Genomic DNA, 21,561 nt, shown 5'->3' with positions numbered 1-21,561 from the left:
GATCTCATGGTCGACACCACCATCGCGGATGCCGGTCCCCTCGCGGGCACCGGCATCCGGATCGACGGACTCAGCAAAACGTTCAGCACCGGGCGGGGCAAGTCCGTCACCGCCCTGCAGGACACCCATCTGCACACCGACAAGGGTTCCTTCCTCGCGCTGCTCGGCCCCTCGGGCTGCGGCAAGTCGACGATCCTGCGAATCCTCGCCGACCTCGAAGACCCGACGTCCGGCGAGATCCGCGTCGACGGCAAGACGCCGCACGAGCTGCGCGCCGACAGCGAGCTCGGGATCGCGTTCCAGGACCACGCCCTGCTCCCCTGGAGGAGCGTCGCCGCCAACATCCGGCTCCCGTTCGAGGTGTCGGGCCGCCGGCCCGACACCGCCTACATCGAGGAGCTCATCGAGCTCGTCGGTCTGACGGGCTTCGAGAAGGCCAAGCCGGCGACGCTGTCGGGCGGTATGCGCCAGCGCGTCTCGATCGCCCGAGCCCTCGCGCTCAAGCCGTCCGTGCTGCTGCTCGACGAGCCTTTCGGCGCGCTCGATGACATGACAAGGCAGAACCTCAACCTCGAGCTGCTGCGCATCTGGACGGAGAAGCCCGCGACGACGTTGCTGGTCACCCACGGCATCTCCGAGGCGATCTTCCTCTCCGACCGCGTCGCCGTGATGTCCCCGCGCCCGGGCCGCATCAAGGAGATCATCGAGGTCGATCTGCCGCGCCCGCGCACGCCCGAGATGCAGCGCACACCCGAGTTCCACGCGCTCGTCGATCAGGCCTCCGAGCTGCTCTTCGGCGCGACCGGCAAAGCGGCCGCGGAGGCGTGATGAAGGGCGCCAAGGGGATGCCGAGCTGGCTCGCCGGCGTCATCGGCGCCGTCGCGCTGATCGCCGCGTGGTGGCTGTTCTCCGTGACGGTCTTCACCCCTCCGCCGGGGACGACCTACACGCCGGTCCCGACTCCGTGGGTCGTGCTCGCGACGCTCTGGAACGACGGGCTCTCGCCCTACTGGACCGTGTTCCAGGTGACCGTGACCGAGGCCGCGATCGGGTTCTTCTGGGGGAACGTCCTCGCCCTGCTGCTCGCCTCGACCGTGCTGCTCTTTCCGCGCATCGAGTCGGTGGTGACTCAGGTCGCGGTGGTCAGCTACTGCCTTCCCGTGGTCGCCGTCGGCGGCCTGGCCATCGTCATCCTGGGCGGCGCGAAGCGCCCCGGCGACCCGAGCTCGACCGCGATTTTCCTCGCCGCCCTCGCCGTGTTCTTCACAACCGTGGTCGGCGCCCTGCTCGGGTTCAAGGCCGCCGACAAGGCGAGCCTCGACGTCGTGCGCGTGTACGGCGGATCCCGGTTCATGCAGCTGCGCAAGGTGCGGGCGATCGCGGCGCTGCCGTCGATCCTGAACGCTCTCCAGATCGCCGTGCCGAGTGCGTTCCTCGGCGCCGTGCTCGGCGAGTACATGGGCGCGATCGACCGCGGCGTCGGCATCACCCTCATCAAGCTGCAGGGAGACCTCGACTCGACGCGCGTCTGGGCGGTGTTCCTCCTGTGCGCGATCGTCGCGCTGATCGGGTACGGCGCCTTCGGGCTGCTCGCCCGCACAGTGACCCCGTGGGTCTCCGGAAAGGCCAGCCGGTGAACGCGTCGACGAAGGCTGTGCTCCGCGCGGTGGGCAACGCCGTGCTGACCCTCGTGATCGTCGTCGCGCTGTGGCAGGCGGTGATCAGCTTCACCAGCGTCTCGCCGTACGTCGCCAAGGGCCCCGTGCAGGTGTTCGAGTTCCTCTTCACCGACGGCGACGAGCCGGGCAGTGCGGCCGCGAATCGCGCGGTGCTCTCCCCTCTTGTGATGCAGACGCTTCAGGATGCCGCGCTCGGCTTCGTCATCGGGATGCTGCTCGCGATCCTTCTCGCCGTGCTCTTCTCCCTCTCGCGGGCGGTCGAGGCGGGCGTCATGCCGCTCGCCCTGCTGCTGCGCAGTGTCCCGCTCGTGGCGATCGCGCCGGTCATCATCCTCATCACGGGCCGCGGGACGACGGCATCCGTCGCCGTCATCGTGAGCATCGTCGTGCTCTTCCCCGCCCTCGCCGCGATCCTGTTCGGGCTGAGCCGCGCGAGCCCCGAGAGCCTCGACCTCGTGCACGTGTACGGGGGCGGCCGGCTCACGGGCCTGCGCAAGGTCAGCATCCCGGGGGCGATGCCGTCGCTCTTCGCCGCCGCGCGCGTGTCGGTTCCCGGCGCCGTCACCGGAGCGCTCCTCGCGGAGTGGCTCTCGACCGGTCAGGGCATCGGCGGCATGATCCAGAAGTTCAGCGCGTCGGCCCGGTTCGACGACCTGTGGGCCTCGGTCGCGGTGATCACGATCATCACGCTCGTGCTCTACAACCTCGTCCAGGTCGCGGAGACCGCCGTGCTCGCCCGGATGGGGATGACGACCGCGCAGCGCTGAGCCACGGCATCCACCCATCTGCGCGAACCCTCTGCGCGCAGGGGAAGAGCGGGCGCGGGCTCAGCGCGGCTCGGCGGCGAGGTGCAGCACAGATTCGGCGAGGGCGCGGATGCCCAGCTCGACATCGCCCGCGCTGACCGACTCGTCGGGGTGGTGGCTGATGCCGTCGGGGTTGCGCAGGAACAGCATCCCGACGTCCGTGATCGCTCCGATCGCCATGCCGTCGTGTCCGGCGCGGCTGAAGATGGTGGCCGGTTCCGGCGCCCCGTCCGGGAGCGTGGACAGGATGCCCTCGCGCACGATGTCGCGCAGCAGCGGCGCGCACATGACGGCCGCCGCGTTGTGGATCTCGCGGGCGCGCCAGCGCAGCCCTCGGCGGCCCATGATGCCGTCGAGGTCCCGGGAGATCTCGTCCCATACCCTGTCGCGCTGGCCGTCGAACTCGCCCCGCAGATCGAGGCTGAAGCGCGCCTCGCCGGGCACGATGTTGACAGCTCCTGGAAATGCCTCGAGCTGGCCGACCGTGCCGATGATGTGGTGCTCGCCGCGGCAGATCCGCTCCACCGCGAGGGCGGCCTCGCTCGCGCCGAGCAGCGCGTCGCGGCGCATGTCGTATGGTGTGCCGCCCGCGTGCCGGGCCTCCCCCTCCACGACGAGCTGGAACCGCCGGGCGCTCGCTATCGACGACACGACGGCGAGCGACTCACCCCTGCGGTCGAGCTCGGGACCCTGCTCGATGTGTGCCTCGAGATAGCCGGCCAGCTCTTCCGGCCGCCGCGCGGCCTCGCCGATGCGCCCCGGATCGAGGCCGAACTCGAGGAAGGCCTCGCGGAGCGTCGTGCCTTCGGCATCCGTCAGCGTCCACCAGTCGTCGTCCCATTGCCCGGCGACCGCGGACGACCCGAGCAGCGCCTTGCCGAATCGCGTGCCCTCCTCGTCGGAGAAGGCGATCACCTCGAGGGCGAAGGGCATGGATGCCGCGTCCCGCGTCACGAGACGCACGACCTCCAGCGCCATGAGCACGCCGACGATCCCGTCGAACCGACCCGCGTCGGGCACGGTGTCGAGGTGCGACCCGATCATGAGCGCGGGCACCTCGACGGAGCTCGGCGCCCGGTCCCCGCCTCCCGACCCCGGACCGTTCCCTGAGCCCGTCCCCGAGCCTGTAAAAGGGTCGATCCGCCCGACCTGGTTGCCCGCAGCATCCTGCCACGTCGTCATCCCAGCCTCGCGCATCCACTCCGCGGCGAGGCGGTTGACGCGCGCGTGTTCGGGCGAGAGGTAGACGCGCTCGATCGAGCCGGGAGTCGCGGTGACGCGGGCAAGCTCGTCGCAGCGCGTCATCACCCGGCGCGCCGCCGTGGCGAAGACGTCGCGGTCGAGTCGCGGGAGCCGGGCGCGCATGCCGTTCAATCGCCACCCGGGACATCGGCGTAGACATCCATGGCGGCCTCGACCCCGCCGCCGCTCGGCACGCGCGCGCCGAACCGTCCGAGCACTATCTCGAGCGCCGCGAGCGTCTGCAGCACGGCGTCCCTGCGGGCGTTGTAGCCCATCGTGCCGATTCGCCAGACGCGGCCGTGCAGCGGTCCGAAGGACGTGCCGATCTCGATGCCGAAGTCCTCGAGCATGGCCGTGCGCGCGGCGTCCCCCGGAACGCCCTCGGGGATCTCGACGGCGACGACGTTGTGCATCTTGTGGGCGACGTCGCCGAACACCTGCAGTTCGAGCCCGCGCACTCCGGCGAGCATCGCCTCACCGTGCAGGCGGTGCCGCTCGATCACGGCGTCGCGGCCCTCGAGCAGCAGCACGCGCGCGCACTCCCGGGCAGCGTAGAGCATCGAAGTCGCCTCCGTATGGTGGTTCAGACGCCGCGGGCCCCAGTACTCCAGGATCATGCCGAGGTCGAAGTAGTTCGAGCGGATGAAGTCGTCGGCGTCGACATCGCCGGACTCGCGGATGCCCGCCTCGACCTTGGCGCGCGAGCGGACCACCTCGACCGCGCGCGGCGACAGGCTCAGCGGCGCTGACCCCGATGGTCCGCCCAAGCACTTCTGCAGGCCTGCCGTCGCGGCATCCACCCCCCATTCGTCCAGCTCGAACGGGTTGCCGCCGAGCGACGCCGTGGCGTCGGTGTAGAACAGGGCTCCGTGCTTCGCGCACAGGGCGCCGACCTCGTCGAGCGGCTGGCTCATCGTGGTCGACGTGTCGCCCTGCACGAGCGCGAGCAGGTGCGGTGTGACGCGGGTGAGGGCCTCGTCGAGCACGTCGATCGGGAACACCTGACCCCACGGCACCTCGATCTTGTGCACGTCGGCCATCGCCCGCTCTGCGATCTCCGCCAGGAGGTGGCCGAAGCGGCCGAAGACGGGCACGAGCACGCGATCGCCGGGGCGGATCAGCGAGACCATCGCTGCCTCGATGCCGGCGCGGGAGGTGCCGTCGATCAGCAGGGTCGCCTCGTTCCGCGTGCCCCACACCCGGCGGTAGAGCTCCTGGGTCTCGTTCATCGTCGCCGTCATGAACGGGTCGTACTGCCCGACGAGCGGCGCCGACATCGCGCGCAGCACGCTCGGGTACGCCGAGATCGGTCCGGGTCCCATGAGCAGGCGGGCGGGCGGGTCGATCGGGCCTGGGACGGCAGCGGCGGTCATGGGAACTCCGTCTTCAGGACGTCGGCGAGGCGGCGGGCGAGACGCACGAGGGCGATGTCGGTGCCCGCGCGGGCGATGAGGCAGAGGCCGACCGGGGCGGGGCCGAGCGCCGAGGGGACGGTGAGCAGCGGGATCGAGATGCTCGGCAGCCCGCCGATCGCGGCGGGCGCGGTCATGCGCAGGGTCTCGCGGCGCACGGCGTCGACGCGCTCCCCCGCCGACGTCCGCATCGGTGCGGGGCCCGGCACGGTCGGGAGGATCAGCACGGTGTCGGCGACGAGGCCCTGGACGCGCTCGCGCAACGGGGCGAGGGCCGTGCGGGCCGCCGCCTCCTCGTCAGGAGTGATCGCCGCTGCGGCGCGGAAGCGCTCCGCGACCGCCGGGCCCACGGCATCCGGATGCTCGCGCAGCCACTCGCCGTTGTTCCGCCACGCCTCGGCGCCCTGCACCGCGCGGAATGGGACGAGGTACTCGTCGAGGTCGCCGATCGCGACCTCCGAAACGGAGGCGCCCAGCACCCCGAGCCGCCGGTCGAACGCCGCGAGGGTCTCGGGCTCGACGGAGTCGCGCACCTCCGTCGGCACTGCGAACCGCCACGCCAGGTCGGTGGATGACTCGCCGTAGACGCTCTCGGTCGACTCCGAGCCGTCGTAGCTCAGGCACCAGTCCGCGACGCGCTGGAGCGTCTCGCCGTCGCGCGTGAGCCACCCGACCGTGTCGAACGACTGCGCGAGGGGCAGCAGTCCCTGGCGCGGCACGAGACCGTGCGTCGTGCGCAGACCCCAGAGACCCTGGTACGACGCGGGAACGCGCACCGACCCCGCGGTGTCGGTCGCGAGGCCGACATCGGCCTGGCCGGTGGCGACCGCAGAGGCGGGCCCGCTCGAGGAGCCGCCGGGCAGCGCCCCGGGAAGGGCGCCGTTGGGCGGGGTTCCGTAGTGCACGTTGTCGCCGGCGATGCTGTACGCGAACTCGTCGGTGCGGGCGATGCCGCGGAGCGAGGCCCCGCCGCGGAGCAGATCGCTCACCGCCGGCGCCGTGGTGGTCTCGGCGCGGGCGTCGTCGAGATACGCCGGGTTGCCGGCCCCGATGCGGTAGCCCTTGATCGCGAACAGGTCCTTGACCGCGACCGTCAGGCCGGCGAGCGGGCCTTCCCACGCGCCCTGCCAGAGCGGATCACCGACGGCGCGCCACACCGACCTGTCGAGCGCCTGTGCCCGGGGCGTCACGTGGGCAGCGGTGATGAGCCAGCGGCCGTCGATCCTCTGCCAGACCTGGGTCTGCAGCCCGGTGCCCCCGCCCGCGAATCGGGAGACGGAGACGAGCAGCGCGGCATCCGCACCCAGCCGCTGGTACTCGATCCGCTCGATCACGCGCGCCGGCACGCCGCCGCGCAGGCCCCGGAACGCATGGATCGCGTCGTGCCCGACCAGCAGTCCCGCCGTGTCGCCGCGCATCGTGCCGGGACCGGGGGCGAACGAGGCGTCGAGCACATCGAGGTCGTTCGCGAGGATCGCCCGCTCGTACGCGTCGAACGCCGCTCGCAGGGCTTCCGGAATGAGGGCCGTCTCGGTCACGCGTCGCCCCTCTGCACATCGGCGAAATCCGCCTCGCGGATGCGCGCGTGCACCCCGCACACGATGTCGACGACCTGCGAGATGTCGAAGTCCGTCGCCGTGCTGAGATAGGCGTACGCGAGGTGCTCGTCGAGGCCCCAGCGCGCCCGGATCAGCGACAGTGCCGCGCGGACGCACCGCCGCATCGCCTCGTTCAGGTCGGGATCGAGGCCCGTCGGCACGAGGTACTCATCGGTGCGCACGAGCGGACCGACGAGCTCGCCGAACTCGGCGAGCGCCTGGGCGCGCAGCACGACGTCGAAGCGGAGCGTCGCCCGAAGCGATGCCTCGAGGGCTGTCAGCGCGACCTCCCCGTCGCCCTGCGCGAAGTGCGGGTCGCCGACGTAGGCGAGAGCGCCCGGCACCTGTACCGGAAGGTAGAGCACCGTGCCCTCGACGAGGAGGTTGATATCGATGTTGCCGCCGTGCGGCCCTGGTGGCACGGAGTGCGGGCGCTCGGCGCCGGCGACCGCGACGCCCATCGTGCCGAGGAACGGCGCGAGCGGGAACCGCACGACGCGCTCGCCGCCCTCGACGACCGGAAGAACGCCGACCAATTCGCCGTCGCGCGATTCGACCGGGGTGAAGACGCTGACGGTCCCCTCGCCGCGGGGCAGCTCGCCGACGAGCGCGCCCTTGCCGTGGCGGCTCGAGATGATCCCGTACGGCACGCGCGGTTGCAGGCGCTCTACCGTGATCTTGAGCAGGTCGCCGGGCTGCGCGCCCTCGACGAAGACCGGTCCTGTGATGACATGCGGACCGTCGGCCGCGGGGTTGCGGGAGAGGTGCGCGGCGATCGCGACGGCGTCTTCGAGAACGGATGTCGCGGCCACGCCGTGCCCGCCGAAGAAGGCGAGGGGATCCTTGCCCTGGTCTTCGAGGATGCCCTCGTGGCTCACCGTGTCAATCGTGACGCTCGCCCCCGGCGCGATCGCGAGCACCGCGGCATCCGTCTCGCACGGCAGCCGGCCCCACAGCACGTTCTCGCGCGCGGCGGGCAGGTAGTGCGCACCGGGGATCTCGCCCATGCCCGGTTGCAGGATCTCGATCACGCCGCCCATCTCCCCATCCAAGTGCATCCGCGTTTCGGCCGCATGCCTTGGCACGATCACGCCGCCGCGATCGCGCGCGCCGAGAGAAGCCGCCCCCGCGGCTTGCCCCGGAACCGGGGCGCTTCGCCGGCGCCGCCCTCGGTGACGTTGTACATCGACTTGCCGTGCAGCCACGTGCGCCTGATCCTGCCGGTGAGCACCCGCTGGTCGTACGCCGTGATCGGGTTCTTGTGCAGCAGCCGTCGCGCGTCGATCACGAGCGGATCGTCGAGACCGAACACGGTGAGGTGGGCGGGTGCGCCGGGCTCGATCACCCCGGCACCGGGAAGCCCCGCGACCGCCGCCGGCCCGGTTGTGAACAGCGGCAGGATATGCGCCAGCGGGATGCCGCGCCCGCGCGCCTCGGTCCACACGGCCGACAGGCCCACCTGCAGGCCGGCAATGCCGCCCCACGCGAGGCCGAAATCGCCCTCGCCCGAGCGCTTCAGGTCGATCGTGCTCGGCGAGTGGTCGCTCACGATCGCGTCGATCGTGCCGTCGACGACCCCCGCCCAGAGCAGGTCGCGGTTTGCGGATCCGCGGATCGGCGGACAGCACTTGAACTCGCTCGCGCCATCGGGGATCTCTTCGGCGACGATCGTCAGGTAGTGCGGGCACGTCTCGACCGTGAGCGCGACTCCCTCGGCCTTCGCGGCACGAATCGCGGGCAACGAGTGCGCATCGCTCAGATGGAGGATGTGTGCCCGCGCGCCGGTGCGGCGGGCCGCGTCGATCACCGCGTCGATGGCGGATGCCTCGCTCTCGGCCGGGCGGGACGCGAGGAACGCGTCGTATCCCCGTCCGAGGGCGCCGCTCTCGCCGAGCAGCGCCGGGTCCTCGGCGTGGACGATGAGCCGGGACCCGAGCCTGCCGACCTCCTCCATCGCGGCCAGGAGCTGTGCACGATCGAGGTGCGGGAACTCATCTACCCCAGAGGGGGACAGGAAGCACTTGAAGCCGAAGACCCCGGCGTCGTGGAGCGGGGCGAGGGAGCCGAGGTTGTCGGGTACCGCTCCGCCCCAGAAGCCGATGTCGATGAACGCCGAGGGAGCGGCCGCGTCCTTCTTGATAGTGAGCGCTTCCACGGTCGTCGTGGGCGGCAGCGAGTTGAGCGGCATGTCGACGATCGTCGTGACCCCGCCCGCCGCCGCGGCGAGGGTCGCGGACCGGAAGCCCTCCCACTCGGTGCGGCCCGGCTCGTTGACGTGCACGTGCGAGTCGACGAGTCCCGGCAGCAGCACGGCGTCGTCGGGAACGAGCACCTGGCGCGCACCGGCGACGTTGTCACGCGCCCCGACCACGTCGACGATGCGCGTGTCATCGACCACGATCGCCGCGGACCGGAAGGACCCGTCGAGAAGGGCCCTCCCGGCGCGGATGACGAGGCGCTTGTCCGCCATCAGGCGCTCCCCTCGAACGCGGTAGCCCTCGATGACACGCGTGCTCCTTCCTGCGGTACGTGACTACACTCCCGTATCGATGTCTCCTCGCGCGACACCGCCGGTTTCGCGCTGGTTACGAGCTCAGCCGGCGAGGGCCGCGCGGCGGCGGGCGCGCGTACTCGTCTCGCTTGCTCGTGCCCACGCGGTCCGGCGTAATCCGGGTGAAACGCGCAAGCCCTAGCGTGGGTTCATGGAGCTCGACGAGTTCGACGCAGCGGAGGCCGCGGCGGCCGCATCCGTCGTGCGCGTCTGGGCCGACATCCCCTGGTGGGTCGAGTCGCTCGTAGAAGCGCGCCCGTACTCCTCGGTCGACGCACTCGCCGACCGCGCGGCCTCGCTCGCAGGGTCGTGGTCGCCCGCCGACCTCGAGGCGGCCCTCGCGCATCACCCGCGGATCGGGCAACCACCCTTGGGCGACGACGCGGAGGCCGCGGCATCCCGTAGCGAGCAGGCATCGATGGACGCCGCATCCGCCGACGCGACCGCGCGGATCGCGGCCGGCAACGCCGCGTACGAGGAGCGCTTCGGCCGCGTGTTCCTGATCCGCGCCGCGGGGCGGTCCCCCGAGCAGATACTCTCCGAGCTCGAGCGCCGCCTCGCGAACGATCCCGATGTCGAACTGCGGGAGGCGACCGCGCAGCTCGCCGAGATCGCGATCCTGCGCTTGCGAGCGACGTTCGCAGACCCCGAACTCGCCGCACCCCCAACACCCGAACACGCACCCGCCCGGAAGGCACCCTCATGAGCTCCCACCTGACCACCCACGTGCTCGACGCGGCCGCCGGCTCCCCCGCCCCAGGCGTCGATGTCGTCTTGGCGTCGGCATCCGGCACCGCGGTGCTCGCCGAGGCGCCCGGCTCCGTGATCGCGCACGGCACCACCGACGCCGACGGCCGCCTGGAGATCGGCCCCGAGGAGCTGCCCGCCGGCGATTACATGCTGACCTTCCTCACCGGCGAGTACTTCTCCGCGCGGGGCGTCGCCACGTTCTACCCGCACGTCACCGTGACCTTCACCGTTGACGTCGCGGATGACGGATCCACCCGGCATCATCACGTGCCCCTGCTGCTGAGCCCATTCGCCTACACGACATACCGAGGGAGCTAGCGATGAGCGACGTGTCCGTGAGCCTGGGCGCCAACAAGTACGGCAAGGCCGAGAACCGCGTCGTGCGCGTCGTGCGCGACACGGCGCGGCATGAGATCACCGACCTGAACGTCACGTCGCAGCTGCGCGGCGCGGCGCTCGTCGACTCGTACCTGAAAGGCGACAACGCGCTCGTCGTCGCCACCGACACGCAGAAGAACACGATCTTCGCGTTCGCGAAGGAGCACGGCATCCCCTCGCCCGAGCAGTTCCTGCTGACGCTCGCCGAGCACTTCGTGCGCGGTTTCGACTGGATCGAGGGCGGCCTCTGGCAGGCGGAGCAGTTCGAGTGGGAGCGGATCCTCGTCGGCGGCGAACCGCACGACCACTCCTTCGTGCGCAAGGGCCAAGGCACGCGGCTCGCGACCGTGCAGGTGCTGGATGCCGCCACCCACGTCACGGGAGGCATCAAGGACCTCATCGTGCTGAAGAGCACCGGCAGTGAGTTCTCGGGGTTCCCCCGCGACAAGTACACGACCCTCGCAGAGACCGACGACCGCGTCATGGCGACCTCCGTCACGGCCCGCTGGCGTTACCTGCCCGAAGCCGTCGAGGTCGGCATCGACTACAACCGCCTGTACGCCGAGGTGCAGGAGGTGCTGCTCGCGACGTTCGCGACGGTGCATTCCCTCGCGCTCCAGCAGACCCTGTGGGAGATGGGCAAAGCGACCATCGAGGCCCGGCCCGAGCTCGCGGAGGTGCGCTTCGCCATGCCGAACAAGCACCACTTCCTTTACGACCTCTCGCCCTTCGGGCTCGACAACCCCGGCGAGGTCTTCTACGCGGCCGATCGGCCATACGGCCTCATCGAGGGCACCGTCGTGCGCGACGGTGTCCCGCCGGCCCCGGATGCGTGGCTCGACGTCCCGACCTCATGACGATCTACCGCGGCCACCTCATCCATGTGACCGGACGCCCCACGCTCGGCGAGTCGCCCGGTGCGCTCGTCTCGGAGCCCGACGGCGCCCTCGCGGTCGATGCGCAGGGCCGCATCTCGTACTCCGGGCCGTGGGACGCCATCCCCCTCGAGCTGGCGTTGGATGACGTCGTACTGACCAAGGGCTGCATCATGCCCGGGTTCGTCGACACCCACGTGCACTTTCCGCAGACCTTCACCACTGACGCGTTCGGCGGCGGCGAGCTGCTGGAGTGGCTCGAGCGGTGTGTCTTCCCCGCCGAGGCGCGCCTGTCGGAGCCGGCCTTCGCCGACCTCGTGGCGGCGGCGTTCGTGCGCCGCCGCGTCGCCGTGGGCACGACATCCGCCCTCGTCGTCGGCTCCGCGTTCCCCGCCGCGCAGAACGCGCTCTTCGGCCGCACCCTGCAGGCGGGCCTGCGCATCGTGAGCGGACGCGGCATCCAGACCGTCGGTCCGCCGAGCGCGGCTACCCTGCTGACGAGCGAGGATGACGCGATCAGCCTCGCGCGCGACGAGATCGCCCGCTGGCACGGGCGGGATCCGGCCGGTCCGGCGTCCGAGGCGCGTTCTGGGCTCGCCCAGGTCGCCGTCATCCCGCGCTTCAGCCTCTCCGTCACGACCGAAACGCTCGCCCGCATCGGCGACCTCTACGCCGACGCGCGCGGCGACGGCGTCTACTTCCACACCCACCTCAACGAGAACGACCGGCCCGGCGACGGCGAGACCCAGGCCGTCCGCGACCTCTACGACGTGGAGTGCTACCTCGACACGTACGACGGACGGTTCCTGTCGGGCTCGCGCACCGGCGGCGAAAGCCTGCTGGGCCGGCGCAGCATCCTGGCGCACGCCGTGCACTGCCACGACCGCGAACTCGATCGCCTCGCCGAGACGGGCTCGTCGATCGCGCATTGCCCGAGCTCGCAGCTCTTCCTCGGCAGCGGCACGATGCCGTGGCGCCGCACGGTCGCGACGGGTGTGAACGTCGCGATCGGCACCGATATCGGCGCGGGCGACGAGTGGCTCATCCCCCGGGTGCTGAACGACTGCTACAAGGTGCACATGAGCGAGGATGGCGCGGCCGCACAGGCATTGCACCCGGCGCAGCTGCTGTTCCTCGGCACCCTGGCGGGGGCCCGCGCGCTCGACCAGGAGGCGCTGATCGGCAACCTCGATGTCGGCAAGGAAGCTGATTTCGTGATCGTGGATGCCGCGGCACAGCCCGGATTCGGCGAGTCCCTGGCCGCGGCGGCCGAGCGGGGCGCCGAGTCGCACCTGTTCACGCTGCTCATGGGGATGCGCGAGCCTGCTGTCATCGGCGTCTACGTCCGCGGACGCCGGGTCTCGGCCCGCGAGGACTGACCTCTACGCCGCGAAGACCGCGTGCAGGTCGGCCCCGACGGTGTCCCGCCCGCCGAGCCCTTCGATCTCCAGCACCACCGCGGTCCCGACGACATCCCAGCAGAGCGCGGTACCGATCTCGTGCGCCGCACGGAGCGTCCCGCCGGTCGCGAGCACATCGTCGAGGAGCAGCACCCGCGAGCCCTCGGGCAGATCGCCGCGATGCGCCTCGATCGTCGCCGCGCCGTACTCGAGGGCGTAGTCGGCAGACACCCGCTCTCGGGGAAGCCTGCCCGCCTTGCGAATCGGGACGAGCCCAACCCCCGCGGCACGCGATGCCGCACCCGCGAGCACGAACCCGCGCGCCTCGATTCCCGCTACCGCGTCGAAAGTGCCCGCGAATGGGGCGATCAGCGCGTCGATGACGTCGTGGAGGGCCTCCGCGTCTGCGAAAAGCGGCGTCAAGTCGCGGAAGACGATCCCGGGCTCCGGGTAGTCGCGAATCGTCGCGATCAGCGCCTCGGCGCGGTGCAGGGCGGAAGTGCGATCGGGGCGAGGTGAGACGTCCATCCGGTCACGATAGCCGCCGCCCGTCACGCATCCAGACCCTGCAAACGTTTGCCCTATCCTGGGCGGATGACATTCACGCAGGCCGCCGGGCTCGGAGTCGCCGACGAGCTCGCTCTCGCCATGCCCGGCTCCGAGTGGTGGCGCACCGCCGTCATCTACCAGATCTATCCGCGCTCGTTCGCGGACGCGAATGGCGACGGCGTCGGCGACCTGCCCGGTGTCACCGAGCACCTCGATGATCTGCAGCGACTCGGCGTCGACGCGATCTGGCTGAGCCCGTTCATGACCTCCCCGCAGAAGGACGCCGGCTACGACGTCGCCGACTACTGCGACGTCGACCCGCTCTTCGGCACCCTGGACGACTTCGACGCGATGCTGTCCGCCGCCCATGCCCGCGGCATCCGCGTCATCGTCGACCTGGTGCCCAACCACTCGAGCGACCAGCACGTCTGGTTCCAGGAGGCCCTCGCGGCCGGTCCGGGCAGCGCCGCACGCGCCCGCTACCTGTTCCGGGACGGCAAGGGCGAATCCGGCGAATTGCCCCCGAACAACTGGGAGTCCGTCTTCGGCGGTCCCGCGTGGAGCCGCACCACGAACCCGGACGGCACGCCCGGCCAGTGGTACCTGCACATCTTCGACGCGTCCCAGCCCGACTTCGACTGGTCGAACCCGGTCGTGTGGGAGGAGTTCCGCCGCATCCTGCGCTTCTGGCTCGACCGCGGAGTCGACGGCTTCCGCGTCGATGTGGCGCACGGCCTGATCAAGGCCGACGGTCTGCCCGACTACACGCCGCCCACCGACGCCGCGTCGATGGGCGGCGAAGAATCCGACGTGCCGTACTGGGCGCAGGAGGGCGTGCACGAGGTCTACCGCGACTGGCACAAACTCGTTGCGGAGTACGACGGCGACCGCGCGCTGTGCGCCGAGGCGTGGCTTCCGACGATCGAGAAGACCGCCCTCTGGGTGCGCCCCGACGAGATGCATCAGGCGTTCAACTTCGAATACCTCCAGACCAAGTGGGATGCCGCGGCCCTCCGCGCCGTGATCGACGGGTCGATCCGCGCCTACGGAGCGGTCGGGGCCCCGAGCACATGGGTGCTGTCGAACCACGACGTCGTGCGGCATGCGTCGCGGCTCGCGCTGACGGCCGAGAACCCTCAGGGTTACGGCATCGGGCCGGACTCCCCCGGCAAGCCGATCGCCGACGTCGGCCTCCGCCGCGCCCGCGCGGCCACGACCCTCATGCTCGCGCTGCCCGGCTCGGCCTACCTCTACCAGGGCGAGGAGCTCGGCCTGCCCGAGGTCATCGACCTCCCCGACGCCGCCCGCCAGGATCCGACATGGTTCCGCACGGGGGGCGAACGATATGGGCGAGACGGATGCCGGGTACCGCTGCCCTGGACCGCCGAGGGCGCCGCCCACGGGTTCAACGACACCGGTGCCTCCTGGCTGCCCCAGCCCGCGGAGTGGGCGGCGTTCGCCCGGGACGTGCAGCAGGCCGACCCGCGCTCGACGCTCAACCTCTACACGCGACTGCTCGAACTGCGCGCGCGGTTCTCGCTCGGCGCGGGCGAGCTCGAGTGGCTGGAGGGATACGGGCCGGATGTCGTGGCCTTCCGCCGCGGGGCGCTGGACGTGGTCGCGAATCTCGGCGACGCCGCGGTCGAGCTGGGTGCTGTCGGGTTTCTCATCCAGAGCGAGGCGTTCGACGGCACGGCCGTTCCGGCCGACACGACGGTCTGGTTCGAGCGCGCCTGACGCGACGCTGACTGACCGGGCGCCGGTCCGGCCCACCTCGCGCCGTCCGGGCCACCGGGCGCCGGTCCGGCCCACCTCGAGCCGTCCGGGCCACGTCTCGCCATCCGGGCCACGTCTCGTACGGGCACCTCGTACGGGCACCTCGCACGGGCACCTCGCACACGGGCACCTCGTACGGGCACCTCGCACCGGCACCTCGCACACCGGCACCTCGCACACGGGGTTTGGGGCGCCCCACGAACATTGGGGCGCAATTCCCCCGCCCCAACGTGACTTATGCGCCCCAAACCCGTGCCCCAAGTGACTCATGCGCCCCAAACCCGTGGCGCGGCGGGGGTCGCGCGGCGCGGAGGGCGCCACGGTGGCCCCCGGATTGGCGGACGTAACGCCCGTCTAGGCTCGGAGCCATGACGATCGACCTCGAGTCCCTCTACATCGACCTGCACCGGCATCCCGAGCTGTCGTTCCAGGAGACGCGCACCGCCGGCATCGCCGCACAGCACATGCGCGACCTCGGCCTCGAGGTTATCGAGGGCGTCGGGCTCACCGGAGTCGCTGCGGTGCTGCGCAACCCTCCGACGGGCTCAGGAAACTCCGGCGACGGCCCCGTCGTCTGGCTGCGCGCCGACATGGACGCGCTTCCGGTCGAGGAGCGCACGGGCCTCGAGTACGCCAGCACCGCCCACGGCCGGGATCCCGCGGGCACCGAGGTTCCGGTCATGCACGCGTGCGGCCACGACATGCACGTCTCGGCCCTGATCGGCGCGATCGAGCGCCTCGTCGCGACCCGTGACGAGTGGGCGGGCACGGTCGTCGCGCTCTTCCAGCCCGCCGAGGAGTACGGCGCCGGGTCGCAGGCGATGATCGCCGACGACCTGTTCGACCGCGTCCCACGCCCCGACATCGTGCTCGGCCAGCACGTGACGCCGCTGCCCGCCGGCACGATCGGCGTGCGCCCCGGCACCCAGATGGCCGCGTCCGACGGCATCACCGTGATGCTCTACGGGCGCGGCGGACACGGCTCCCGCCCGCACTCGACGATCGATCCCATCGTGCTCGCCGCGGCGACCGTCATGCGGCTGCAGACGATCGTGTCGCGCGAGGTCGACCCGCGGGATGTCGCGGTCGTGACCGTCGGCTCGATCCACGCCGGACTCAAGAACAACATAATCCCCGCCGAGGCGAGGCTCGAGCTGAGCCTGCGCTACCCCGATGACGCGGCGCGCGAGCGCGTGCTCGCGAAGGTCGAGCGCATCGTGAACGCCGAAGCCGCGGCATCCGGGGTGGAGACCCCGCCCACGATCACGACCGACCACACACTGCCGCCGACGATCAACGACCACGATGCCACCGCGCGTCTCACCGCCGCTTTCCACCGCGCCTTCGGCGAGGGAACCGTCATCGACCCCGGCATGTTCACGGGCAGCGAGGATGTCTCGTGGTTCGCGCGCGAGGCGGGTGTGCCCCTCGTCTTCTGGTTCTGGGGCGGGGTCGACCCGAAGGCGTTCGCGGAGGCCACCGCCGCCGGCACGGTCGAGCGCGACATCCCGACGAACCACTCGCCGTTCTATGCGCCCGTGCTGCAGCCGACGCTCGACAACGGCGTCGCGAACCTCGTGGTCGCCGCCCGCGAGTGGCTGGCCCCCCGGGACGAGTAGGTCCACGCTTCTCAGATTGGCCCGCTCGATACAAGCCAATATCTGCCAATCTTGGCAAATGGACACCACGAACCTCGCGCACAGTCCAATTGCCGATAATTGGACTGTTGCCGACGTGCTCGACGCGATCGCCCGAGACGACGCGCTGCCGCTCCCTTATGACGCGCTGCTCGCCGTCGAGGCGGGCCTGACCGCCCGCGCCGGCGACGCGCCCTGGACCCGCCCGCCGGGTGCCGTCGCGCTGATCCGCTCCATCGGCGCGCTCGTGCGGAGCCACCCGGCCTTGGCGCGGCTGACCGTCGGTGAGGCGCGCGCGCTGCCACCGGCCCCCGAGCTCGGCGTGGGTGTCCGCCATCCGTCCCGATCGACCCCGGCGCCATCGACCCCGGCACCGTCGACCCCGGCGCCGTCCACCGCGCGCCGGATCCGCGTCCCCGCGCCGGCGTGACGCGTGCTCCGGGCCGAGTCTGACGCCCGCACGAGGCCGGCCTGACTCCGCGCCCGACAGCCCCCTGGCCCGGCTCGTAGACTTCGGCTCATGGATCCGGCCGATGACGCGACCCCGCCCGCGCGGCCGTCGCGTCTCGCGCATGCCTGGTGGTGGGCGCTCGACTACGTCTACGCCGCGCGCCGGCAGCTCGCGATCCTGCGGCCGCCGTGGTCGATCGCCGGCCGTCGGCCCGCGCCCGCCGCCTGGCGTTCGGGGTCGGATTCGCTCCCCGAGATCGTGCTGCTGCCCGGGGTGTACGAGCACTGGACCTTCCTGCGCCCCCTCGGTGACGCGCTCAGCGACGCCGGACACCGCGTGAGCGTGGTGCACGGCCTCGGCTCCAACCGGCGCGGCATCGTGCAGACATCCGAGCGGCTCGGCCGGACCCTCGCGAAGCACCCCGCCCCGGCCGCCGGGCGCGTGCTCGTGGCGCACAGCAAGGGCGGACTGATCGGCAAGCACCTGCTCGTCGCATCGGGCGCGGCGACCGCCGCGGCGATCGAGGCGGTCACCGGCGGCGACCCCGCCGAGGCGGCGGCGAGCGCTCCGGCACCGACCGGGGGCGACGTCGAACCGCTCGGCCTCCGCGGGCTGGTCGCGATCTGCACGCCGTTCGGGGGTTCCTCTCTCGCCGGCCTGTTCATCGTGCCCAGCATCCGCGCCTTCCTCCCCAACGACGACACCATCGTGATGCTCGGAAACGAGTCGTCGGTGAACGGCCGCATCGTCTCGATCTTCGGCCGCTACGACCCGCACATCCCCGGCGGCAGCGTGCTCGAGGGTGCGACGAACGTGCAGGTGCCGGGCGTCGGGCACTTCCGCGTGCTCGGGTCTGCCGAGACGCATCGGGCCGTGATCGAGGGGGTGCGGATGCTGGGCAGCGAGTGACCCGCGGGTCCGGCCTCGCCCGCCTCGCTCAGGCGTTCGCGAGAATCCCCTCGAGCCGGGCGTAGCTGGTCTCCATGCCCTCCGTCATCCCCGTCGCGAGCACCATGTCGCGCGTCTCCTTGTCGGGGTATTCGATGAGGAGGGTGATCAGCGTCGCGCCGTCCTCTTCCCGCAGGTTCAGGTCGTTGAGGGTGGAGGGGTAGTCGGTGCCGGTCATGTGCTCGGTCGTCACCGCGCGCCGCGGCTCGTCGATCAGCAGGGTCTCGCCGTCGAAACCGAAGGCGGCGCCCTCGGTGCCCTCATCGGGCGCCCACGCGTAGCGGTACCGGCCGCCCACGGTCGGATCCACCTCGCACACCGTCATCTGCCAGCCGTCGGGCCCGAGCAGCCAGCGCCGCATCAGCTCGGGGTCGTGGTGCGCGCGCCACACGAGCTCGCGCGGCCCGTCGATCAGGCGCGTGATGCTCACGTGCGTGTCATCGAGCACCTCGGTCTGCGTGCCCTTGCCCTGCGCGTAGGCGCGAAGCCCCTCCAGCACGCGGTCGAGCTGGTTGATCGCCATCTTCGAGCCCTCGGCGGCCCCGAACGACACGGCCTGCTCCAGGGCCTCGGCCGTCGCGAAGTAGGTCACGTTCGTCAGTCTCGTTCCGGCCTCGGACTCGTCGAACGCGTAGGTGACGCGCATGACCGGCATCCCCTCAAGCGGCTCACCGTCGTCGCTCGCGAAGGCGTCGAGCACCTCGAGCCGCCGCGGAGCGTCGATCGCGAGGAACTCCCACGATCCGCCGGACTTCTCTCCCCGGGGGCTCGTCATGTTGTAGAGCGCTCGCCCTCCAACGGTCAGGTCGAACGCGGTGAACGTCGCCGGCCAACCGGGGGGACCCCAGAACAGCTCGAGCTGGCGCGGATCGGTGAACGCGTGCCAGACGCGCTCCACGGGAGCGGCGAAGTCGGCGATGAGCGTCATCGTGAGGGCTTCGGGATCGGTGTTGACTTCGGTGACGGGCATGTCAGTCTCCTTCTTCGGACGGTTTGTCTTCTCTGGACTTGTCGGACGGATGCGGAGCGGAAGGCGGCGAGGGCTGCGCGGCGAGCAGGATGTCGAGGCGATCGATGCGCGCCCGCCAGAGCTCTTCGTAGCGCGTCAGCAGCGCGCGGGCGCGGGCGATCATGGTCGGATCTGCCCGGACAAGGCGTTCGCGACCCTCGGCGCGTTTGATGACGAGACCCGCGGCCTCGAGCACGCCGATGTGCTTCTGCACCGCGGTGAACGACATGTCGTACGCCGACGCGAGCGCCGATATCGACTGCTCACCCTCGATCGTGCGACGGAGGATGTCGCGTCGCGTCGCCGTCGCGAGCGCCTGGAAGACGCGATCGGTCTCGTCATCGGTCAGCTCGCTCGCTTCAAGATATGCAACCATTTGGTTGTATATTACGCAGGATGCCGGTACCACGCAAGGCCCCGCGTGTCGGAAACCGCTGACCCCCAACCGCGCATCACCGCCGCCCCCCGGCACGCCACCCGGAGCGGTTCCTCCCACCTCGCCCAACTAGACTTGGCCTTCGTCCGGCATCCCCGCGATCTTGGAGTTCAGCCGCGTGACAATCCCCACCCCCCAGGCCGCGCCAGCGGCATCCCGTGCAGACACCGTCGCCAACGCCGTCGCCACCCCCGACCGGGAGCAGCCGTACGCCGCCCTGGGTTTGAAGCCCGACGAGTACGCGCAGATCCGCGAGATCCTCGGGCGCCGCCCCACGAGCGGTGAGCTCGCGATGTACTCGGTCATGTGGTCGGAGCACTGCTCGTACAAATCAAGCAAGATCTACCTGCGCCAGTTCGGCCAGAAGGTCAGCCCCAAGATGCGCGAGAAGCTCATGGTCGGCATGGGCCAGAACGCGGGCGTGGTGGATGTCGGCGAGGGCTGGGCCGTCACGTTCAAGGTCGAGAGCCACAACCACCCGAGCTACATCGAGCCGTTCCAGGGCGCCGCGACCGGCGTCGGCGGCATCGTCCGCGACATCATCTCGATGGGCGCCCGTCCGGTCGCGATCATGGACCAGCTGCGCTTCGGCGCGATCGATGACCCCGACACGGCGCGCGTCGTGCACGGCGTCGTGAGCGGCATCTCGTTCTACGGCAACTGCCTCGGCCTGCCCAACATCGGCGGGGAGACGGTGTTCGACGCGGTGTACCAGGGCAACCCGCTCGTCAACGCCCTCGCGGTCGGCGTGATGCGCCACGAAGACATCAAGCTCGCCAACGCGAGCGGCGCCGGCAACAAGGTCGTGCTGTTCGGCGCCCGCACCGGCGGCGACGGCATCGGCGGAGCATCCATTCTCGCGTCGGACTCCTTCGACTCGGCCGGCCCCACCAAGCGCCCCGCCGTGCAGGTGGGCGATCCGTTCGCCGAGAAGGTGCTCATCGAGTGCTGCCTCGAGCTGTACCGCGACGACCTCGTCGAGGCGATCCAGGACCTCGGCGCGGCCGGCATCTCGTGCGCGACCTCCGAGCTCGCCGCCAACGGCGGCAGCGGCATGTTCGTCGACCTCGAGAAGGTGCTGCTGCGCGACCCCACGCTCACGCCCGAAGAGATCCTCATGTCGGAGTCGCAGGAGCGCATGATGGCGATCGTCGCACCCGAGAAGCTCGATGACTTCCTCGCGGTGACGACGAAGTGGGATGTCGAGACCAGCGTGCTCGGCGAGGTCACCGGCAACGGACGCCTCGTCATCCACTGGCACGGCGAAGAGATCGTGAACGTCGACCCGTCGACGGTCGCCGTCGACGGCCCCGTCTACGAGCGCCCTGTCGCCTACCCCGACTGGATCGACGCGCTCCGCGACGACTCGGCGAGCGCCCTTCCCCGCACCGACGATCCCGACACGCTGCGCGCCCAGTTCACGCAGCTGCTCGCCAGCCCGAACCTCGCCGACACGTCGTGGGTGACGAACCAGTACGACTACTACGTCATGGGCAACACCGCACTGTCGTTCCCCGACGACGCCGGCATGATCCGCGTCGACGAGGAGTCCGGCCTCGGCTTCGCCATCGCCACCGACTGCAACGGCCGGTTCTGCCAGCTCGATCCGTACCAGGGCGCGAAGCTTGCGCTCGCCGAGGCCTACCGCAACGTCGCCGTCACCGGCGCGATCCCGACGGCCGTCACCGACTGCCTCAACTTCGGCAGCCCCGAGAAGCCGGAGATCGCGTGGGAGCTGGCCGAGACGATCGAGGGCATGTCCGCCGCCTGCGAGGCGCTCGGGATCCCGGTCGTCTCGGGCAACGTCTCGCTCTACAACGACACGGACGGACGCTCGATCCACCCCACGCCGGTCGTCGGCTGCGTCGGTCTCGTCGCTGACGTGCGCGCGATGCCGGCAACGTGGGGCCACGGCGAGACGATCTACCTCGCCGGCGAGCCGGAGCTCTCGTTCGACGGCTCCGAGTACCAGGTGGTCTACGGGGAGCTCGCCGGCCGTCCGGCGCCACTCGACCTCCAGCGCGAGGCTGAGCTCATACGCACGCTCCACGAGCTCGCACCGCG

At 71.0% G+C, this 21,561-nt stretch carries 20 protein-coding genes; 12 read left to right on the top strand and 8 right to left on the bottom strand.

The genetic code is table 11. The annotated features are described in order from the left end of the window. Positions 1-6 precede the first annotated feature (6 nt). The 3 genes from VNT50_RS05590 to VNT50_RS05580 are packed head-to-tail and all read left to right on the top strand — an operon-like array spanning position 7 to position 2,446. A complete protein-coding gene (locus VNT50_RS05590; protein WP_325484114.1) occupies positions 7-828 on the top strand; it encodes an ABC transporter ATP-binding protein in 822 nt (273 codons plus the stop codon). Continuing rightward, on the top strand, positions 828-1,637 hold the full coding sequence (locus VNT50_RS05585) for an ABC transporter permease (RefSeq protein ID WP_325484113.1): 810 nt from the start codon (positions 828-830) through the stop codon (positions 1,635-1,637). Before VNT50_RS05590 ends, VNT50_RS05585 begins: the two co-directional genes overlap by 1 nt. After that, the gene (locus VNT50_RS05580; protein ID WP_325484112.1) at positions 1,634-2,446 is read left to right on the top strand and encodes an ABC transporter permease; all 813 of its coding nucleotides are present in this window, start codon (positions 1,634-1,636) and stop codon (positions 2,444-2,446) included. Before VNT50_RS05585 ends, VNT50_RS05580 begins: the two co-directional genes overlap by 4 nt. 60 nt (positions 2,447-2,506) lie before the next feature. On the opposite strand, the gene VNT50_RS05575 is transcribed toward VNT50_RS05580, so the two are convergent. From VNT50_RS05575 to allB, 5 genes are read right to left on the bottom strand one after another with little or no spacing between them, the layout of a single operon-like run. Next, positions 2,507-3,850 (bottom strand): Zn-dependent hydrolase, encoded by a 1,344-nt coding sequence (locus VNT50_RS05575; protein ID WP_325484111.1) that lies wholly within the window; start codon positions 3,848-3,850, stop codon positions 2,507-2,509. Positions 3,851-3,855: 5 nt separating this feature from the next. Further along, a complete protein-coding gene (locus VNT50_RS05570) occupies positions 3,856-5,100 on the bottom strand; it encodes a pyridoxal-phosphate-dependent aminotransferase family protein (RefSeq protein ID WP_325484110.1) in 1,245 nt (414 codons plus the stop codon). Beyond that, positions 5,097-6,677 carry an AtzH-like domain-containing protein gene (locus VNT50_RS05565; protein WP_325484109.1) on the bottom strand — a complete coding sequence of 527 codons (1,581 nt, stop codon included), beginning with the start codon at positions 6,675-6,677 and terminating at the stop codon, positions 5,097-5,099. The genes VNT50_RS05570 and VNT50_RS05565 overlap by 4 nt, the downstream gene beginning before the upstream one ends. Then, positions 6,674-7,777, bottom strand: coding sequence for an acetamidase/formamidase family protein (locus VNT50_RS05560; RefSeq protein ID WP_325484108.1), 1,104 nt, complete (start codon positions 7,775-7,777; stop codon positions 6,674-6,676). Before VNT50_RS05560 ends, VNT50_RS05565 begins: the two co-directional genes overlap by 4 nt. A gap of 47 nt (positions 7,778-7,824) precedes the next feature. Next, positions 7,825-9,207, bottom strand: a complete 1,383-nt coding sequence (gene allB, locus VNT50_RS05555) for an allantoinase AllB (RefSeq protein WP_325484107.1) — start codon at positions 9,205-9,207, stop codon at positions 7,825-7,827. Positions 9,208-9,439: 232 nt separating this feature from the next. Between allB and uraD the strand changes: the two genes are divergently transcribed. From uraD to VNT50_RS05535, 4 genes are read left to right on the top strand one after another with little or no spacing between them, the layout of a single operon-like run. Beyond that, a complete protein-coding gene (uraD, locus tag VNT50_RS05550; RefSeq protein ID WP_325484106.1) occupies positions 9,440-9,994 on the top strand; it encodes a 2-oxo-4-hydroxy-4-carboxy-5-ureidoimidazoline decarboxylase in 555 nt (184 codons plus the stop codon). After that, on the top strand, positions 9,991-10,356 hold the full coding sequence (gene uraH, locus VNT50_RS05545) for a hydroxyisourate hydrolase (RefSeq protein WP_325484105.1): 366 nt from the start codon (positions 9,991-9,993) through the stop codon (positions 10,354-10,356). Before uraD ends, uraH begins: the two co-directional genes overlap by 4 nt. A gap of 2 nt (positions 10,357-10,358) precedes the next feature. Next, the gene (gene pucL, locus VNT50_RS05540) at positions 10,359-11,273 is read left to right on the top strand and encodes a factor-independent urate hydroxylase (RefSeq protein WP_325484104.1); all 915 of its coding nucleotides are present in this window, start codon (positions 10,359-10,361) and stop codon (positions 11,271-11,273) included. Then, on the top strand, positions 11,249-12,670 hold the full coding sequence (locus tag VNT50_RS05535) for an amidohydrolase family protein (protein ID WP_325484103.1): 1,422 nt from the start codon (positions 11,249-11,251) through the stop codon (positions 12,668-12,670). The genes pucL and VNT50_RS05535 overlap by 25 nt, the downstream gene beginning before the upstream one ends. 3 nt (positions 12,671-12,673) lie before the next feature. Here the strand turns inward: VNT50_RS05535 and VNT50_RS05530 are convergent, their stop codons facing one another. Then, the gene (locus tag VNT50_RS05530) at positions 12,674-13,219 is read right to left on the bottom strand and encodes an adenine phosphoribosyltransferase (RefSeq protein ID WP_325484102.1); all 546 of its coding nucleotides are present in this window, start codon (positions 13,217-13,219) and stop codon (positions 12,674-12,676) included. A 66-nt stretch (positions 13,220-13,285) separates the two neighbouring features. Between VNT50_RS05530 and VNT50_RS05525 the strand changes: the two genes are divergently transcribed. The 4 genes from VNT50_RS05525 (at position 13,286) to VNT50_RS05510 (ending at position 18,013) form a co-directional block, all read left to right on the top strand. After that, positions 13,286-14,977: a glycoside hydrolase family 13 protein gene (locus tag VNT50_RS05525; RefSeq protein ID WP_325484101.1), complete on the top strand. Its 1,692-nt coding sequence runs from the start codon at positions 13,286-13,288 to the stop codon at positions 14,975-14,977. A 407-nt stretch (positions 14,978-15,384) separates the two neighbouring features. Further along, entirely contained in the window at positions 15,385-16,635 is a 1,251-nt protein-coding gene (locus VNT50_RS05520; RefSeq protein ID WP_325484100.1) for an amidohydrolase, read from the top strand. Positions 16,636-16,693: 58 nt separating this feature from the next. Continuing rightward, positions 16,694-17,083, top strand: coding sequence for a hypothetical protein (locus tag VNT50_RS05515; RefSeq protein ID WP_325484099.1), 390 nt, complete (start codon positions 16,694-16,696; stop codon positions 17,081-17,083). Positions 17,084-17,173: 90 nt separating this feature from the next. Next, positions 17,174-18,013: an esterase/lipase family protein gene (locus tag VNT50_RS05510; RefSeq protein ID WP_325484098.1), complete on the top strand. Its 840-nt coding sequence runs from the start codon at positions 17,174-17,176 to the stop codon at positions 18,011-18,013. Between the two features lie 28 nt (positions 18,014-18,041). Here the strand turns inward: VNT50_RS05510 and VNT50_RS05505 are convergent, their stop codons facing one another. Then, positions 18,042-19,022 carry an SRPBCC family protein gene (locus VNT50_RS05505; protein ID WP_325484097.1) on the bottom strand — a complete coding sequence of 327 codons (981 nt, stop codon included), beginning with the start codon at positions 19,020-19,022 and terminating at the stop codon, positions 18,042-18,044. Position 19,023: 1 nt separating this feature from the next. Further along, positions 19,024-19,437, bottom strand: a complete 414-nt coding sequence (locus VNT50_RS05500; protein ID WP_325484096.1) for an ArsR/SmtB family transcription factor — start codon at positions 19,435-19,437, stop codon at positions 19,024-19,026. 178 nt (positions 19,438-19,615) lie between these two features. On the opposite strand from VNT50_RS05500, the gene purL reads away from it, so the two are divergent. Next, positions 19,616-21,561, top strand: a 1,946-nt coding sequence (gene purL / locus VNT50_RS05495; RefSeq protein WP_325484095.1) for a phosphoribosylformylglycinamidine synthase subunit PurL, incomplete at its 3' end; no start/stop codon positions are given.

The organism is Microbacterium sp. (genome assembly GCF_035554235.1).
Taxonomy (GTDB): Bacteria; Actinomycetota; Actinomycetes; order Actinomycetales; family Microbacteriaceae; genus Microbacterium.
This window is presented reverse-complemented; position numbering and strand designations above follow the sequence as displayed.

Excerpts from the sequence above, each read along its gene's own strand:
- VNT50_RS05590 (WP_325484114.1), top strand. The coding sequence starts at position 7 with ATGGTCGACACCACCATCGCGGATGCCGGTCCCCTCGCGGGCACCGGC.
- VNT50_RS05585 (WP_325484113.1), top strand. The coding sequence starts at position 828 with ATGAAGGGCGCCAAGGGGATGCCGAGCTGGCTCGCCGGCGTCATCGGC.
- VNT50_RS05575 (WP_325484111.1), bottom strand. The coding sequence starts at position 3,850 with ATGCGCGCCCGGCTCCCGCGACTCGACCGCGACGTCTTCGCCACGGCG.
- VNT50_RS05570 (WP_325484110.1), bottom strand. The coding sequence starts at position 5,100 with ATGACCGCCGCTGCCGTCCCAGGCCCGATCGACCCGCCCGCCCGCCTG.
- VNT50_RS05560 (WP_325484108.1), bottom strand. The coding sequence starts at position 7,777 with ATGGGCGGCGTGATCGAGATCCTGCAACCGGGCATGGGCGAGATCCCC.
- allB (WP_325484107.1), bottom strand. The coding sequence starts at position 9,207 with ATGGCGGACAAGCGCCTCGTCATCCGCGCCGGGAGGGCCCTTCTCGAC.
- uraD (WP_325484106.1), top strand. The coding sequence starts at position 9,440 with ATGGAGCTCGACGAGTTCGACGCAGCGGAGGCCGCGGCGGCCGCATCC.
- uraH (WP_325484105.1), top strand. The coding sequence starts at position 9,991 with ATGAGCTCCCACCTGACCACCCACGTGCTCGACGCGGCCGCCGGCTCC.
- pucL (WP_325484104.1), top strand. The coding sequence starts at position 10,359 with ATGAGCGACGTGTCCGTGAGCCTGGGCGCCAACAAGTACGGCAAGGCC.
- VNT50_RS05530 (WP_325484102.1), bottom strand. The coding sequence starts at position 13,219 with ATGGACGTCTCACCTCGCCCCGATCGCACTTCCGCCCTGCACCGCGCC.
- VNT50_RS05525 (WP_325484101.1), top strand. The coding sequence starts at position 13,286 with ATGACATTCACGCAGGCCGCCGGGCTCGGAGTCGCCGACGAGCTCGCT.
- VNT50_RS05520 (WP_325484100.1), top strand. The coding sequence starts at position 15,385 with ATGACGATCGACCTCGAGTCCCTCTACATCGACCTGCACCGGCATCCC.
- VNT50_RS05515 (WP_325484099.1), top strand. The coding sequence starts at position 16,694 with ATGGACACCACGAACCTCGCGCACAGTCCAATTGCCGATAATTGGACT.
- VNT50_RS05510 (WP_325484098.1), top strand. The coding sequence starts at position 17,174 with ATGGATCCGGCCGATGACGCGACCCCGCCCGCGCGGCCGTCGCGTCTC.
- VNT50_RS05505 (WP_325484097.1), bottom strand. The coding sequence starts at position 19,022 with ATGCCCGTCACCGAAGTCAACACCGATCCCGAAGCCCTCACGATGACG.
- VNT50_RS05500 (WP_325484096.1), bottom strand. The coding sequence starts at position 19,437 with ATGGTTGCATATCTTGAAGCGAGCGAGCTGACCGATGACGAGACCGAT.